Raw genomic sequence first — 16,087 nt, 5'->3', positions numbered from 1 at the left:
ACCGCTCGGCGCGTGGGCTTCGGCAGCGGCTGCCGCCACCCACGGTCAGGTCGCCACCGTGACCGCGATTAGTGCTGGCGCCTCGGATTACCTGCCTCAAGCGCAGTCATGACCGCTGAGGTGACAGGACACCGCGGCTTGCCTGGCGTCGATTGGCCGACATAATGTCGTCGCCATTGTGGAAATTCCCCCCGTCCGATCTTTTGGTGACCAATCTAGGGGTACGCCAGCCGATCGTCAACGTTGTTTTCCGGCGGCCTCCGTCACGGTGCTCAACGGCCGGCAAACGGCGAGGGAGCAGCGCTTGTCCACAACGATGTAGGTCCGAAATGCCGGTCTCGAAACCATACCGGATGTCCGCCTGCGGCAGTGTGACGTGTCCCCTAGCCTCGGCCCTTCGTTAAGGGCTGCGTGGCGGCGGTCGCGGGGACGCGAAAGTGCCTTCTGATCTGGAACGATGTGACTTGTCTAGTACGGCAGCCGCCGTTCGTGATCATGGTTGGAGTTCGAGGTTGAGGCGTCGGGTGTAGTGGGATCGTCGGGCGCGGGCTTGATGGCGGCGTCGCCAGTTTGACCAGCGCAGATGGTGGGCGAGATCGCGGATCGGTGTGAGGACGAGAGTGTTGATCAGCCGACGGACCTCGTTGACGGTCAGGTTGATCAGTGCGGTGTCGGCCGGGTTGTCCTCGGCGGCGTCGGCGACGCAGATCGCCAGGACGGCGAGGGCTGCCAGGGCGAGGGTGGTGAAGCGGTGCCAGGATTCCCAGCGGCGGACCTGGTGTTGGTCGAGGCCGACCTGGCCCTTGGCGGCCTGGAAGCTCTCCTCGACCGTCCAACGGATGCCCGCGACCTGCACGAGTTGGGCCAGGGTGCCCGGGTGCGGGGTCCAGCAGCGGTAGAAGGCCAGCTCACCGGTGGTGTTGTTGCGGCGGATCAGGAGGCTGTGGTGGCCGCCGTCGTCGGGGTCGGCGTCGGTGGTGACCTGATCGAGCCAGGCCCAGTCGTAGAAACGCGGGCCCTTGGATCCGGCTGCGGCGCTGCGGCGCTGCCACGCCGAGGCCGGTAGCTCGGCGGCGACCCGGTCAGCCCGAACCCGGGTTTTGCCGCCGTCGAGGGGGACCAGGTGGCTGCGGGACACGGCCAGGACATAACCCAACTGGTGGTGGCGCAGGTGGGCGCGAAAGACGCTGCTGTTGCCGTAGGCCTCGTCCGCAGCCGCCCACCTGGCCGGGACCCCGGCGTCGAGAGCTGCGGTGATCATGTCGGCGGCCAAGTCGGGCTTGGTAGCGAAGACGACCGTGTCGGGGACCCCGGCGGCCTGGCAACGGGCCTGGTCATCGGTCCAGGACACCGGTAAGTAGACCCTGCGGTCGATCAGCGTGTGCCCGTGCCGGCTGGCGTATCCGCAGAACACCCCGACCTGCGCGTTCTCGATCCTGCCGGCAATCTACCGGCCTGCCGCTTGACTCCTGGCCGGATAAGGTCGCAGGGCTCCGCTGCTCAAGGGCGACCGGTTTGTGGCCGTCGCCTGCGCCGCGAAGCGCCTTTGGCGGTGGAGGGTGGCCGAACCATGCGCGCCGCACCCGGAGCTCGACGACCGTGACGCGCTCTGCGGCCGGACGCGGGCAGCTGGTGCACGTCGTCCAGGCGGTGCCGGTCGGCCGCCGGCCAAATTTCCCACCCTCATAACCCACGATTTGTCTGTGGTCGGCGCGGCCCGACTCCGCTCTACGCCAGCCAACGGGCTGCCTGCGTGTCCGGGCCAAAGCGCCCGAGGTAGCGCCGCGCGCTCGACCATGTCCGCTAACCTACGATCGCGACTGTGGTGGCAGCGAGCCGCCGACCTGGCCACGACGCGCAGATTTGGCGCGATCCGGGCGCGTTTGGCGCCCGTGTATCGAGCCAACGTCCGATGCCCCGGCCGGGCGGCCGGGGCATCCTCGGTCGTCTACTCGAACCCGAAACTCGCTTCCACGATCAGTGACTGACCGGTCGCGTTTCGCGTTTGCAGTTCTGTGACGTGCCCCCGGCAGGATTCGAACCTGCGCCCCCGCCTCCGGAGGGCGGTGCTCTATCCCCTGAGCTACGGGGGCTCAGCGACTGGAGAAGACTAGCAAACGCCCCACTCGATCGCCGAATCGGTATCGGCGCGTCAGGCGGCGAGGGTGCGTCCACAGCTGGGTAGCGGGTGCGGCACGATGCGCCGGGGGAGCCGTCGCGGCCATTCGTTGCGGGCCCATGAGCCGTCCACGATCAGGTGCACGGTACGCCGTTCGGCGCCGCTGAGCCGGTGCGCGAACTCCCGGGGCAGCGGCGGGTCGACCGACGGGGTGGTGACCATGAACCGGACCCGCCCCCGCGAGGAGACCGCCGAGAGGACGTCGGCCGCCGGCATGGTGCCCCGCAGTCGGACCCGACCCACCCAGTACACCTCGGCCAGGTGTTCCTGGGCCGCCCTGGTGATCGCCGGGTACTCGCTGCGGACCCAGCGCTCGACCGCACCGACGCAGAGCCCGCAGGCCCGCTCGCGAGGCTCGCGCGGACCCAACCCCCAGGCCCGCAGGTACGCCCCGACGACTCCCGCGTCCAGCGTCAGGCCGAAGTGCTGCTGGATGAGGGCGTGCAGACTCTGGCGGGTCCACAGCTCCTCTTCCAGCCCGAATGCGTCGGGGTGGACGCCCCGGAGGGTGTCGATGAGTTCGAGCTCCTGCTCGCGGCTGAGTGTTCCCGGCTCACCCTGCCGCTGTCCGCGACGGACGGCTGCCACCGCTCCGTCACCGCCGATGGTGTGGCGTCGGCACCAGCTGGTGACCGAACGCCGCGCGTCTCTGAGTGCAACCCCCACGTCCGGACAACGAGTGCACTTCGCTCCAAGTAACCCCTAGCGGGAAAATCGGTCTTATAACCCCAAGGTGGGGCGGAGGTGGCGATCCCGATGGCGCTCGGCCGCCTACGCGTCGCCGCCCCGCTCGAATGGTCGAGCGGGGCGGCGCGGGTCGGTTCGGCTACGAGCGGCTCAACCGCCGGCGGGGGTCATCCGGCGCAGCTCGTTGATCTCCTTTTGCTGCGCCTGCTTCGATGCCTCGGCCAACCGGACCACCTCGGGCCGGTCCGAGACCTTCAGCACTCCGTCGGCCATGTGAATGCCGCCAAGGTGGTGATTGATCATCAGCTTGATGAAGAGGCGGTCGACCTCGACGCCCTGGGCCTCGTGCAGCTGGGTGATCTCCTCGCGGGTCGCCATGCCGGGCATCAACCCGTCCTGGCCGACCGGCACGGCGTCGGGCATCCACTCCATCGCCGGTCGCGAGCCGGTGGGCAGCAACTCCCACTCCTGCAACCAGCGCTGCATGTGACCGATCTGAGCCTGCTGGGTCAGGGCCATGTCGTAGCCCATCTGCCGGAGCGCCGGATTCTGCGCCTTCGCGTACGCGATCATCGCCATCTCCACCGCCTGGGCGTGGTGACGGGACATGTCCCGGGCAAAGCCGGCCTCGGCGGAGTCCTCACCCGGGGCCCGGTTCGACACCAGGGTCGCGGCCGTCCACCCGATGCCGAGCAGCAGCACCGCCGCCATCGCCAGGGTCAGGTAGCGCAGCGTCCGGGACGGCCGGCGGAGTTCGGTGCCGTCGCGTTCCGTCGGTGGGGCCTCCTGAATCGCGCTGGGCATGTCAGCCGCCCGTCGGCGGAGCCAACTCGCGCGGCTCGGTGCCGGTGCCGGTGGTGTAGTTGCCGGAGGAGCAGGGCACGCCCGGCTCGATCGAGGCGTTCTGCGCCAGCGTGGTGGAGAACTCCTTGATCCGCGGGTCGTCGGCGCTGTCGACCTTGAGCTGGTAACCCCACGCCTGAAGCGACACGGCGCTGTCCAGCCCCTCGTACGGGCTCATCAGCATGAAGTCGTTGCCCCGGATCACGCTGGCCAGCTTCTCGACGTCGGCCGCGGGCAGGTCCGGGCGGTAGGTGAGCCAGACCGCGCCGTGCTCCATGCTGTGCACCGCGTGCTCGGCCGCGATCGGCGCGTCGTACACGTCGCCGAGGCAGCGCTGCCAGGCGTTGTTGTGCGCGCCACCGACCGGCGGGGTGTACTTGTATTCGAGCTTGCCGGACTGGTGCGACTCGTAGGTGAGGCTATCCGGGTCGCTCTCGCGGTAGTTGAGGATGCCCGCGATGTCGGCGGCCTTGTCCTCCCAGGACTGGCTGCCCTTGAAGGTTGCCCAGGCACCGAACCCGATGATCGACGTGGCGAGCACGCCGACGGCGACGAAGAGCGCGATCGGCCCCCACGATCGGCCCTGGCTGACCTTTACCGGAGTGATCGGCTTACGTGGCCCCTTGCCGCCCCTCGCGCGCTGGGCCGAGCCGGACTTGCCAGGGCCAGCCTTGGCGCCGGCGGCCGGCCGTCCCGCCGCCGGCTTCTTGCCGGTGCTGACCACGGTCGGGCGGCGTTCCGGGCCGCCCGGGGTGCTGATACTCATCGTGCCTCGTCAGGTCGGTCGGGCAGGGGCTCTGGCGGGCCGGGTCGGTTGCTGGGTCGCCGCCGCGGGGGCCGAGTCTACCCCCGATAACATGGATTGGTGACTCCTGCAGAACTCGCCGAAGCCGTCCTCGCCGCCGCTCACGCCGTCTTCGCCGACCGAGAGCTGGACCGCTCCGCGCTGCCGGAGCACACCACAGTCGAGCGGCCGCGCAACCCCGAGCACGGCGACTACGCTGCCACCCTGGCGCTTCAGCTGAGCAAGAAGGTCGGGCTGCCGCCCCGGGAGCTGGCCGCCGCGCTGGCCGCCGAGTTGGCCAGTACGTCGGGGATCAAATCGGTTGAGATCGCCGGCCCGGGCTTCCTCAACATCCGGCTCGACGCCGCCGCCGCGGGACAGCTCGCCCGGTCGATCGTCGAGGCGGGCGAGGAGTACGGCCGAAGCGACCGGCTCGCCGGTCTGAAAATCAACCTGGAGTTCGTCTCGGCCAACCCGACAGGTCCCGTACACATCGGTGGCGTTCGCTGGGCGGCGGTCGGCGACGCACTGAGCCGGCTGCTGCGGGCCACCGGCGCCGACGTCGGCACCGAGTACTACTTCAACGACGCCGGCTCGCAGATCGACCGCTTCGCCCGCTCTCTGCTCGCCGCCGCCCGCAACGAGCCGGCGCCGGAGGACGGCTACGGCGGGGCGTACCTCGCGGAGATCGCCGAGCAGGTCACCGCCCGGCGGCCCGACGTGCTGACCCTGGACGACGCCGCCGCCCGGGAGGTCTTCCGGGTCGAGGGCGTCGCGTTGATGTTCACAGAGATCAAGTCCTCGTTGCGGGACTTCGGGGTCGAGTTCGACACCTACTTCAACGAGAAGGACCTGCACGATCGCGGCGAGCTGGAGCACGCCCTGGCCCGGCTGCGCGAGCAGGGCCACCTCTTCGAATCCGAGGGCGCCACCTGGTTGCGCACCACCGACTTCGGCGACGACAAGGACCGGGTGCTGCGCAAGTCGAACGGTGAGTGGACGTACTTCGCCGCCGACTGCGCCTACTACCTCGACAAGCGGGAGCGTGGCTTCGACCGCGTCGTGATCATGCTCGGTGCGGACCACCACGGCTACGTCGGCCGGATGAAGGCGATGGCGGCCTGCTTCGGCGACGACCCCGAGCAGACGCTGGAGATCCTCATCGGCCAGTTGGTGAACCTGGTCCGCGACGGCGCGCCGGTTCGGATGAGCAAGCGGGCCGGCACCGTGGTGACCCTGGAGGACCTGGTCGACGCGATCGGGGTGGACGCCTCGCGCTACGCGTTGGCCCGGTACTCCAGCGACTCGCCGATCGACATCGACATCGAGCTGTGGACCCGGGCCACCCGGGACAACCCCGTCTACTACGTGCAGTACGTGGCGGCCCGCACGGCAAGTGTCGGCCGCAACGCCGCCGAGGTCGGCCTCACCCGGGGCGACGCGGCGTCGTTCCGGCCCGAGCTACTCGACCACGGGAAGGAGAACGAGCTGCTCAAGGCGCTTGCCGAGTTCCCCGCCGTGGTGGCCGCCGCCGCCGAGTTGCGGGAGCCGCACCGGGTGGCCCGCTTCCTTGAGGACCTGGCCGGGGCGTACCACCGGTTCTACGACAACTGCCGGATTCTGCCCCGCGGCGACGAGGCCGTCGCCGACCTGCACCGGGCCCGGCTCTGGCTGAACGACGCGACCCGGGTGGTCATCGCCAACGGGCTGCGCCTGCTCGGCGTCTCGGCGCCGGAGCGGATGTAGTCATGAGCGTGCGGAATGGGCTGGTGAGCCCCGCAGTCGCGAACCCGGGGAGGCACTGATGAGGGCGCACGAGGCGGGCGCGCTGCACGGCGACATCGGCAACCGGGGGCCGGCCTGGCTGCGTACTCCGGACGACGTCAACGCCCTGGTGCCGCAGCTGTGGCCGCGCAACGTGACGCGCGGTACCGACGGTGCGCTCGCCGTCGCGGGTCTGGGCGTACGCGACATCGCCGCCGAGTTCGGCACCCCGGTGTACGTGCTCGACGAGGACGACCTCCGCTCGCGCTGCCGGGACTTCCAGGCGGCCTTCCCGGACGAGGACATCTACTACGCCGGTAAGGCCTTCCTCTGCCGCGCGGTGGTCCGGATGATCGCCGAGGAGGGCATGTTCCTCGACGTTTGCAGCGGCGGGGAGCTGGCCGTGGCGCTGGCCGGTGGGATGCCGCCGGAACGGATCGGCTTCCATGGCAACAACAAGTCGGTGGCCGAGCTGACCCGGGCTCTCGACGTCGGGGTGGGCCGGATCATCGTCGACTCGTTCCACGAGATCGAGCGGCTCACCGCGCTGGCCCGGGAACGCGGCGTACGGCCCCGGGTGCTGATCCGGGTCACCGTCGGGGTGGAGGCGCACACCCACGAGTTCATCGCCACCGCCCATGAGGACCAGAAGTTCGGCTTCTCCCTCGCGGGTGGGGCGGCCCTGACCGCGGCGCTGCGCGTGCTCGACGAGGGGGTGCTGGAGCTGCGCGGCCTGCACTCGCACATCGGCTCGCAGATCTTCGACACCAGCGGTTTCGAGGTCTCCGCCCGGCGGGTGCTGGCCCTTCAGGCGCAGATCCGCGACGCCCGCGGCGTCGAACTGCCCGAACTGGACCTCGGTGGTGGGTTCGGTATCGCGTACACCTCGCAGGACGATCCCGCGGCCCCGCACGACCTGGCCAAGCGGCTACGCAAGATCGTGGACTCGGAGTGCGCGGCGGAGCGGCTGGTCACCCCGCACCTGTCCATCGAGCCGGGCCGGGCGATCGTCGGCCCGGCCGTGCTCACCCTGTACGAGGTGGGTACGGTCAAGGATGTCGATGGCATCCGGACGTACGTCAGCGTCGACGGCGGGATGAGCGACAACATCCGGACCGCCCTGTACGACGCGTCGTATTCGGCGACCCTGGCCTCCCGGGGGAGCGTCGCCGGCCCGATGCTCGCCCGCGTGGTGGGAAAGCACTGTGAGTCCGGGGACATCGTGGTGAAGGATGAATTCCTGCCCGCCGACGTGCAGCCCGGAGATCTTGTCGCGGTGCCCGGCACGGGCGCGTACTGCCGCAGCATGGCCAGCAACTACAACCACGTACCCCGCCCCGGCGTGGTCGCGGTTCGCAACGGCCGGGCCCGGCTGATCGTTCGACCGGAGACCGAAGAGGACCTGCTCGCCTTGGATGTGGGATGACGTCACCTGTACGCCTCGCCGTGCTCGGCTGCGGCACCGTCGGTGCCGAGGTGATCCGGCTGCTGCACGAGCAGTCGGCGGACCTCGCCGCCCGCGTCGGTGCTCCGTTGGAGATCGCCGGCATCGCCGTACGCCGGATCGGACGCGACCGCGGCGACCTGCCGGTGGACCCGGCCCTGTTCACCACCGACGCGCTCGGGCTGATCAAGCGGGACGACGTGGACGTGGTGGTCGAGGTGGTCGGCGGCATCGAGCCGGCGCGCGGCTGGCTGGTGGAGGCGTTGCGGGCCGGCAAGAGCGTGGTCACCGCCAACAAGGCGCTGCTCGCCGAGGACGGCGGCACCCTGCACGACGCGGCGGCCGAGGGGGGCGGCGACCTCTACTACGAGGCGTCCGTGGCCGGTGCCATCCCGCTGCTGCGCCCGCTGCGTGAGTCGCTGCACGGCGACCGCATCACCCGGGTCACCGGCATCGTCAACGGCACCACCAACTTCATCCTCTCCGCGATGCACGCCACCGGTGCCGGGTTCGCCGAGGCGTTGGAAGAGGCGACCGAGCTGGGCTACGCCGAGGCCGATCCGACCGCCGACGTGGAAGGCTTCGACGCCGCCGCCAAGGCGGCCATCCTCGCCTCGCTCGCCTTCCACAGCCGGGTCGCCGCCGCCGACGTGCACCGCGAGGGCATCACCGAGGTCACCGCTGCGGATGTGGCCAGCGCCAAGGCGATGGGCTGCACGATCAAACTCCTCTGTATCGCCGCGCGTGGTGCCGACGGGCAGGGCCGGGAGACGGTCAGCGTCCGGGTGCACCCGGCGATGATCCCGGTGACCCATCCGCTGGCCAGCGTGGGCGACGCGTTCAACGCGGTCTTCGTGGAGGCGGAGGCGGCCGGGCAGTTGATGTTCTACGGACGGGGTGCCGGTGGGGCACCGACCGCCAGCGCGGTGCTCGGTGACGTGGTGGCGGTGGCCCGCAACCGGCTCGCCGGGGTCCGCGCGGCCAGCGAGTCCGCCTACGCCGACCTGCCGGTACGGCCGATGGGTGAGGCCCTCACCCGCTACCACATCAGCCTCGACGTGGCCGACCGGCCCGGTGTGCTGGAGTCGGTGGCCGGGATGTTCGCCCGGCACGACGTCTCGATCGCCACCGTCCGTCAGGGGCCGGCCGCCGGTGCCGCCGGAGCGGCCGGTGATGCCGTACTGGTCATCGTGACCCACGTCGCCCGGGACGCGGCGCTCGCAGCGACCGTCCAGGAACTGCGTGGACTGGACAGCGTCCGTTCGGTGGCGAGCGTGCTGCGGGTCGAGGGCGGGTTGTGAGCGGCCGGATCAAGCGCAGAGGCGAGGAGAGCGAGATGTGGCGTGGCCTGATCGACGCCTACCGGGACCGGCTGCCGGTCACCGATGCCACGCCGGTGGTCACCCTGCACGAGGGGAACACGCCGCTGTTGCCGGCGCCGGTGCTCTCCGCCCGGCTCGGCTGCGACGTGTACCTCAAGGTGGAGGGCGCGAACCCCACCGGCTCCTTCAAGGACCGGGGCATGACGATGGCCGTCTCCAAGGCGGTCGAGGCCGGTAACAAGGCCATCATCTGCGCCTCCACCGGCAACACCAGTGCCTCCGCCGCCGCGTACGCGGCCCGGGCCGGGATGACCTGCGCGGTGCTGGTGCCGCAGGGCAAGATCGCGCTGGGCAAGCTGGCTCAGGCGCTCGTGCACGGCGCTAAGCTGCTCCAGGTCCACGGCAACTTCGACGACTGTCTGGCGCTGGCCGCCAAGCTCGCCCAGGACTATCCGGTGGCCCTGGTCAACTCGGTGAACATCGACCGGCTGCACGGTCAGAAGACGGCCGCCTTCGAGATCGTCGAGGCGCTCGGCGACGCACCCGACATCCACTGCCTGCCGGTGGGTAACGCCGGCAACATCTCCGCGTACTGGATGGGTTACGCGGAGGACCATGACGCCGGCAACGCCAGCCGGCAACCGAAGATGTACGGCTTCCAGGCGGCCGGCGCGGCGCCGATCGTGACCGGGCAGGTGGTGGCCGAGCCGTCCACCATCGCCACGGCCATCCGGATCGGCAACCCCGCGAGTTGGACGAAGGCCCTGGACGCGCGGGACACCTCCGGCGGCCTGATCGAGGCGGTCACCGACCGGGAGATCCTGGCGGCGTACCGGCTGCTGGCCCGGGAGGTCGGTGTCTTCGTGGAACTGGGCAGCGCGGCCAGCGTCGCCGGTCTGCTCCAGCAGGCCGCCGCCGGCCGGGTGCCGGCCGGGTCCACGGTGGTCTGCACGGTCACCGGGCACGGTCTCAAGGACCCGGAGTGGGCCATCTCCACCGCGCCCGCCCCCGTAACCATCGCCAACGACCCCCTAGTCGCCGCCCGCTCCCTCGACCTCGCCTGAAGCCGCCCCGCCCCCCGGCCCCGAGCACCCGCCGATCATGCAGTTGTGGCACTCGCAAGGGTGGATAAAGGTGGGCGTTCCGGGAGCCACAACTGCATGATCGCCGCAAGGGGCGGCTGGGGGGGGTGACCATTGCCCACCGGCTCTCCACCGTGCTCGACGCTGATCAGATCGTCGTGATGGACCGTGGCCGGGTCCGGGCGGTCGGCGACCATGCCAGCCTGCTGCGCACCGACGAGCTGTACCGCGATGTGGTGGCGTCGTCGCGCATCGGTACCGCCGAGGCCCCGGCCGCCCCGGGGGCCGACGGACCGACCGGGTCGGGCACACTGCTCGTACCCCTCGACCGTCTTCCTCAGGAGTGAGCCACGCGATGTCGCTGCTCGCCAGATTCAGCCTCGCCAACCGAGGGCTGGTAGCCCTCATCGCGGTGGTGATCACGGCGTTCGGTGCGTACGCCGTGCCGTCACTGAAGCAGCAACTCCTGCCGTCGCTGGAGTTTCCCGCCGCCTTCATCGTGGCCCAGTACCCCGGTGCCGCACCGGAGGTCGTCGAGTCCGAGGTCGCCGAGCCGATCGAGAACGGTCTGCGCGGCATCTCCGGTCTCGACTCGGTCATCTCGACCTCCCGCGAGGGCCTGACCACCATCCAGGTGCAGTACGAGTTCGGCACCAAGCTCGACGACATGGTCAGCAGGATGCAGACCGCGATCAACCGGACCAGCCTGCCGGAGGGCGTCGACCCGCAGGTGATCGCCGGCAGCACCGACGATCTGCCAGCGGTGGTGCTGGCCGCGTCCGGCGAGGACGACGAGCGGATCCTCGTCGGCAAGCTGCGGGACACCGTGGTGCCGGAACTGGCCGCGATCGACGGCGTACGCGGTGTCGAGCTGACCGGTGTCCGGGACGAACTAGTGGTGATCACACCGGATCCGGCGAAGTTGGCGAAGGCGAAGGTGCAGCCGACCGCGATCGGCACCGCGTTGCGGGCCAACGGCGTGGCGGTGCCGGCCGGCGCGGTGTCGGACGGCGAGCGCACCCTGCCGGTCCAGGTGGGAGCACCGCTTACCACCCTGGACGAGCTGCGGGACGTGATCGTCGCGCCGCCGGTCAAGAAGGCCGGTCCGGTCCGACTCGGCGACGTCGCCACGGTCGAGGAGCAACTCGCCCCGGCCACCGCCATCACCCGTACCAACGGCCGGGAGAGTCTCGGCATCGCGGTCACCGCCGACCCGGACGGCAACGCCGTGGAGATCTCGCACGCGGTCGCTGACCGGCTCGACGACCTGCGCTCCGCCACCGGTGCCGAGCTGACCGTCGTGCTCGACCAGGCACCATTCGTGGAGAAGTCCATCAAGACGCTGAGCACCGAGGGCCTGCTGGGTCTGATCATGGCCGTGGTGGTCATTCTGGTGTTCCTGTTGTCGGTGCGCTCCACCGTGGTCACCGCGGTCTCCATCCCACTGTCGGTGGTGGTCGCGCTCATCGCCCTGTGGATCGGTGACTACTCGCTCAACCTGCTCACCCTCGGCGCGTTGACGGTGGCGGTCGGCCGGGTGGTGGACGACTCGATCGTCGTGCTGGAGAACGTCAAGCGGCACCTGACGTACGGCGGGTCCAAGCGGCAGGCGATCCTCACCGCCGTACGCGAGGTGGCCGGCGCCGTCACCGCGTCCACGTTGACCACGGTTGCCGTCTTCGCACCCATCGCCCTGGTCGGTGGGTTCGTCGGCCAGCTCTTCGCGCCCTTCGCGATCACGGTCACCGTGGCCCTGCTCGCCTCGCTGCTGGTGTCGCTGACGGTGATCCCGGTGCTCGCGTACTGGTTCCTCAAGCCGGTCAGCGGGGCGGCGGTCCGTCGGGCGGCGGAGGAACGCGAGCTGCGCAGCCCGTTGCAGCGGGCGTACCTGCCGGTCATCCGGTTCGCCACCGGGCGGCGGGCCTACCGTTGGGCGACCCTGGCGGCGGGGCTGCTGGTGCTGTTCGGCACCTTCGGGCTGGCCCGACAGTTGGAGACGAACTTCCTCGACGACTCCGGTCAGGACACGCTGAACGTCCGCCAGGAACTGCCGGTCGGCACCGGGCTGGCCGGCACCGACGCGGCGGCCCGGCGGGTCGAGGCGGTGCTGGCGGACACCCCGGGCATCGAGTCGTACCAGATCACCGCCGGAGGCGGCGACACACCGTGGGCCGGCAGCGCCGGGAACAACGTGGCGAACTACGCCCTGCGTCTCGGCGGGGAGACCGACGCCAAGGCGATGCGCGGCGTGCTGCGGGACCGGTTCGCAGCGCTCGGGTCCGAGGCCGGAGAGATCACCTTTCCGGCGGGGCAGGGCGGGGCGTCCGCCAACGAGCTGGCGGTCATCGTCCGGGCCGCCGATCCCGAGGTGTTGGCCGCGGCCGCGAAGGAGGCCGAGACGGCCCTGACCGGCATCGGTGGGGTCGAGGACGTCTCGACCACCCTGGCCGAGCGGGTGCCCCGGGTCGACGTGACCGTCGACCGGGTGGCGGCCAGCCGGGCCGGGCTCACCGAGTCCGCCGTCGGTCAGCTGGTGTCGCAGGCTTTCCGGGGTACGCCGCTGGGGCAGGTGACCGTGGACGGCACCGCCCGGGACGTGGTTCTGCGCCTGACGGCGGCACCACCGGCGACCGTGGCGGAGCTGCGGGCCCTGCCGGTGGGCGCGGTCAAGCTGGACGACGTCGCCGATGTCACCGAAACCACCGGTCCGCAGCAGGTACGGCGGATCGACGGTGAGCGCAGCGCCTCGGTGACCGGCACGGTCATCGGCTCCGACCTGGGCGCGATCAGCACCGAGCTGCAGCGTCGCCTCGACGCGATCGACGTGCCGGGGGCAACGTTCTCCCTCGGCGGGGTCAGCGCCGAGCAGCGGGAGACCTTCGCCGATCTGGGTCTGGCCGTGCTGGCAGCGATCGCGATCGTCTTCCTGATCATGATGGCGACGTTCCGCAGCGTGGTGCAGGCGCTGATCCTGCTGGTCTCCATTCCGTTCGCGGCCACCGGCGCGGTCGCCCTGCTGCTGGTCACCGGCACCGCGCTGAGCGTGCCGGCGCTGATCGGCGTGCTCATGCTGGTCGGCATCGTGGTGACCAACGCCATCGTGCTGCTCGACCTGGTCAACCAGTACCGGGCCCAGGGGATGGGTGTGCGGGAGGCGGTGGTGGAGGGCGGACGGCATCGCCTGCGGCCGATCCTGATGACCGCGATAGCCACCATCTTCGCGTTGACGCCGATGGCCTTCGGGCTCACCGGGGAGGGTGGTTTCATCTCGCGTCCGTTGGCGATCGTGGTGATCGGCGGCCTGCTCACCTCCACCCTGCTCACGCTGATCCTGGTGCCGACGCTCTACGCCATGGTGGAGGACACCAAGGTGTCGGTCCGGGCGTGGCGACGTCGTCGGCACGGTGACCCGGCCGGTGAACCGGGTGACGGCGAGGCCGACGGCACCGAGCCGGACACCGACCGGACGCCGGCTGGTGCGCAGGCCGGTGCCGGCACGGCGGACACCGGGCGGCGGGAGAGTCGGCCGGTGCCGGCGGCGCCCTCCGGCGCACTGATCGAGAACACCGACCAGTTCGAGGTGCTCCGGCTGCCGAAGAGCCGCAACTCACCGTTCCCGCCTCCGAACGAGTGACCAGCCGTCCCGGAGGGCCCTCGGGCCCACCGGGACGCTGTCCGTGCCGTGACGCATCCATTGACGACGGCCGGGTATGGTCCGCTCCGTGGCGTCCACCCTCTCGGTCCTCACCCGCAACCGGGATTTCCGCAACCTCTTCCTGGCCGAGCTGGTGGTCTTCGGTGCGGACTGGTTCGTCATGGTGCCGTTGCTGGTGCTGCTGCCGAAGTTGACCGGCAGTGGCGTGTGGGGCGCCCTGGTGCTCGCGGTGGACACCGGCGTCGTGGCACTGCTGCTGCCGTACGCCGGCACCATCGCGGACCGGTTCGACCGACGCAAAATCATGATCGTCTCGAACGTCGCGGCGCTGGTCGGTGTCCTGCTGCTGCTCGGGGTACGCGATGCCGGCACGGCCTGGCTGGCGCTGCTCGGCATCGGCGTGGTCGCGGTGGCCAAGGCGTTCTACTCGCCGGCGGCCCAGGCGGCGCTGCCGAACGTGCTCGATCCGGATGAACTGGCCGCCGGTAACGCGGTGGCCGGTTCGGCGTGGGGCACGATGACCGTCGTCGGCGCCTCGCTCGGTGGGGTGCTCAGCGCGGCAGCCGGACCGTACGCGTGCTTCTGGGTCGGTGCCGTCGGATTGGTGATCGCCGCGAGCCTGGCCACGCTCATCCGCCGTCCATTGCAGGCTCCCCGCGAGCGGGGCGCGAGCCCACCGCAGACCTGGGCGGCGATCCGCGAGGCGCTGGTCTACATCGGGCACCGTCCCCGGGTGCTGGCGTTGGTGACGGTCAAGTCGGCGGTGGGCCTCGGCAACGGCGTGCTCACCGTTTTTCCGCTGCTCGCCGGGGTGTACGGGGTCGGTGCGCTCGGGGCCGGCCTGCTGTTCGCCGTCCGGGGCGCCGGCGCGCTGGTCGGCCCGATCATGATGCGTCGGGTGTTGACCAACCGCGCCTGGCTGCTGCCCGGCTTGGCACTGTCCATGTCGGCGTACGGTCTGGCCTACCTCGGCACCTCGGTGGTGGGCTGGTTCCCGCTGGTGCTGGTGCTGGTGTTCGTGGCCCACTTCGCCGGTGGCAGCAACTGGGTGATGTCGAACTTCGCCCTGCAGGGCCAGGTGCCGGACCGGCTACGGGGTCGGGTCTTCGCCACCGACATGATGCTGGCGACCCTGGCGATCTCCGTCAGTCAGCTGGTGGTGGCCGTGGTCGTGGACGTCGTCGACGAGCGTGTCGTACTGGCCGGCTGCGGCCTGGTCACCCTGGGCTACGCGGTCGGCTGGCGGATCGCGACCCGGCGTCTGTCGCTCGTCGCGTCGCCACCGGCCATCGCGGAGAACCGGTAGCAGGTCCGGCACGGTGAAGTCCTTGGCCACCCCCATTAGCATGGGCGGTGTGTCGATCACATTCGTCGCCGAACCGGTCCGGGTCCGGGTCCCCGCCACCAGTGCGAACCTGGGGCCGGGTTTCGACGCGCTGGGGCTGGCCCTCGCGCTTCACGACGACGTCGCCGCCGAGGTGACGGCCGGGGGCGTGACGGTGACGGTGACCGGCGAGGGCGCCGGCGAACTGCCGATCGACGACGGGCACCTGGTGGTACGCGCCATGCGGGAGGCCTTCGACGCCCTTGGCGGGCAACCGCCCGGGCTGGCAGTGGAGTGCGTCAACCGCATCCCGCAGGCGCGCGGGCTCGGCTCGTCATCGGCGGCGATCGTCGCCGGGGTGCTGCTGGCCCGGGCGCTGGTGACCGAGGGCGAGAGTCGCCTCGACGACGACGCGGCGCTGCGGTTGGCCGCCGAGATCGAGGGGCATCCGGACAATGTCGCGCCCTGCCTGCTCGGTGGCTTTACCCTGGCCTGGACGGAGCCGACCGGCGCTCGGGCGGTGTCGCTGCCGGTGGCCGACGGCGTACGCCCCACGGTGCTGGTGCCGGCCGAGCGCGGGCTGACCGCCTCAGCCCGCGCGGCGCTGCCGGCCACGGTGCCGCACGGCGACGCCGCGTTCAACGCCGGCCGCGCGGCACTGCTGGTGCACGCGTTGACCGCGCAGCCGGCCCTGCTGCTGCCGGCGACCGCCGACCGGTTGCACCAGGATTGGCGGGCGCCATCGATGCCGGGCACCACTGCGATGGTGAACGGGCTGCGTGCGGCCGGTGTGGCGGCTGTGGTCAGCGGGGCCGGCCCCACCGTGCTCGCCCTGTCTGAGCTGCCGGTAGGATTCGACGCGGGAACAGATTGGCGGCTGCTGCGGTTGCCGGTAGTTGTATGCGGCGCACAGGTCGAGCGGGGTAGACTCGGACACGCGGAGCGGGACCCTGTTGCCGCAGGTCGCAAGAGTTGATTACGCTCTAGACTTAGCACAGCCGCG

General features: G+C 70.8%; 12 protein-coding genes and 1 tRNA gene. 8 read left to right on the top strand and 5 right to left on the bottom strand.

The window, feature by feature from the left end; all coding sequences use genetic code 11:
• Window positions 1–493: 493 nt before the first annotated feature.
• From AC2CHE_RS04705 to AC2CHE_RS04685, 5 genes are all read right to left on the bottom strand, one after another.
• On the bottom strand, window positions 494–1,435 hold the full coding sequence (locus AC2CHE_RS04705; RefSeq protein ID WP_484503672.1) for an IS701 family transposase: 942 nt from the start codon (window positions 1,433–1,435) through the stop codon (window positions 494–496).
• Between the two features lie 586 nt (window positions 1,436–2,021).
• A tRNA-Arg gene (locus AC2CHE_RS04700) sits at window positions 2,022–2,093 on the bottom strand.
• A 59-nt stretch (window positions 2,094–2,152) separates the two neighbouring features.
• Window positions 2,153–2,845 carry a winged helix-turn-helix domain-containing protein gene (locus AC2CHE_RS04695; RefSeq protein WP_484503645.1) on the bottom strand — a complete coding sequence of 231 codons (693 nt, stop codon included), beginning with the start codon at window positions 2,843–2,845 and terminating at the stop codon, window positions 2,153–2,155.
• Window positions 2,846–3,016: 171 nt separating this feature from the next.
• A complete protein-coding gene (locus tag AC2CHE_RS04690; protein WP_484503644.1) occupies window positions 3,017–3,670 on the bottom strand; it encodes a DUF305 domain-containing protein in 654 nt (217 codons plus the stop codon).
• 1 nt (window position 3,671) lies between these two features.
• A complete protein-coding gene (locus AC2CHE_RS04685; RefSeq protein ID WP_484503643.1) occupies window positions 3,672–4,475 on the bottom strand; it encodes a thioredoxin-like domain-containing protein in 804 nt (267 codons plus the stop codon).
• Window positions 4,476–4,574: 99 nt separating this feature from the next.
• Between AC2CHE_RS04685 and argS the strand changes: the two genes are divergently transcribed.
• The 8 genes from argS to thrB all read left to right on the top strand — a co-directional run bounded on the left by argS (window position 4,575) and on the right by thrB (window position 16,060).
• Complete coding sequence (gene argS, locus AC2CHE_RS04680; RefSeq protein WP_484503642.1) at window positions 4,575–6,239, top strand: arginine--tRNA ligase; 1,665 nt, start codon at window positions 4,575–4,577, stop codon at window positions 6,237–6,239.
• 58 nt (window positions 6,240–6,297) lie between these two features.
• A complete protein-coding gene (gene lysA / locus AC2CHE_RS04675) occupies window positions 6,298–7,683 on the top strand; it encodes a diaminopimelate decarboxylase (RefSeq protein ID WP_484503641.1) in 1,386 nt (461 codons plus the stop codon).
• Window positions 7,680–9,002, top strand: a complete 1,323-nt coding sequence (locus tag AC2CHE_RS04670) for a homoserine dehydrogenase (protein ID WP_484503640.1) — start codon at window positions 7,680–7,682, stop codon at window positions 9,000–9,002. Before lysA ends, AC2CHE_RS04670 begins: the two co-directional genes overlap by 4 nt.
• A gap of 35 nt (window positions 9,003–9,037) precedes the next feature.
• Window positions 9,038–10,087, top strand: coding sequence for a threonine synthase (gene thrC / locus AC2CHE_RS04665; RefSeq protein ID WP_484503639.1), 1,050 nt, complete (start codon window positions 9,038–9,040; stop codon window positions 10,085–10,087).
• 125 nt (window positions 10,088–10,212) lie between these two features.
• Window positions 10,213–10,452 (top strand): hypothetical protein, encoded by a 240-nt coding sequence (locus AC2CHE_RS04660; protein WP_484503638.1) that lies wholly within the window; start codon window positions 10,213–10,215, stop codon window positions 10,450–10,452.
• An 8-nt stretch (window positions 10,453–10,460) separates the two neighbouring features.
• The gene (locus AC2CHE_RS04655) at window positions 10,461–13,739 is read left to right on the top strand and encodes an efflux RND transporter permease subunit (protein ID WP_484503637.1); all 3,279 of its coding nucleotides are present in this window, start codon (window positions 10,461–10,463) and stop codon (window positions 13,737–13,739) included.
• Between the two features lie 88 nt (window positions 13,740–13,827).
• Complete coding sequence (locus AC2CHE_RS04650) at window positions 13,828–15,066, top strand: MFS transporter (RefSeq protein ID WP_484503636.1); 1,239 nt, start codon at window positions 13,828–13,830, stop codon at window positions 15,064–15,066.
• A gap of 49 nt (window positions 15,067–15,115) precedes the next feature.
• The gene (thrB, locus tag AC2CHE_RS04645) at window positions 15,116–16,060 is read left to right on the top strand and encodes a homoserine kinase (RefSeq protein WP_484503635.1); all 945 of its coding nucleotides are present in this window, start codon (window positions 15,116–15,118) and stop codon (window positions 16,058–16,060) included.
• The last annotated feature ends 27 nt before the right edge of the window (window positions 16,061–16,087 follow it).

It is taken from the genome of Micromonospora sp. ATLC16 (genome assembly GCF_057196645.1).
This window is presented reverse-complemented; position numbering and strand designations above follow the sequence as displayed.

Bases quoted from the DNA above. Each gene is read 5' to 3' on its own strand.
- AC2CHE_RS04690 (WP_484503644.1), bottom strand. From the start codon at position 3,670: ATGCCCAGCGCGATTCAGGAGGCCCCACCGACGGAACGCGACGGCACC.
- AC2CHE_RS04685 (WP_484503643.1), bottom strand. From the start codon at position 4,475: ATGAGTATCAGCACCCCGGGCGGCCCGGAACGCCGCCCGACCGTGGTC.
- lysA (WP_484503641.1), top strand. From the start codon at position 6,298: ATGAGGGCGCACGAGGCGGGCGCGCTGCACGGCGACATCGGCAACCGG.
- AC2CHE_RS04670 (WP_484503640.1), top strand. From the start codon at position 7,680: ATGACGTCACCTGTACGCCTCGCCGTGCTCGGCTGCGGCACCGTCGGT.
- thrC (WP_484503639.1), top strand. From the start codon at position 9,038: ATGTGGCGTGGCCTGATCGACGCCTACCGGGACCGGCTGCCGGTCACC.
- AC2CHE_RS04655 (WP_484503637.1), top strand. From the start codon at position 10,461: ATGTCGCTGCTCGCCAGATTCAGCCTCGCCAACCGAGGGCTGGTAGCC.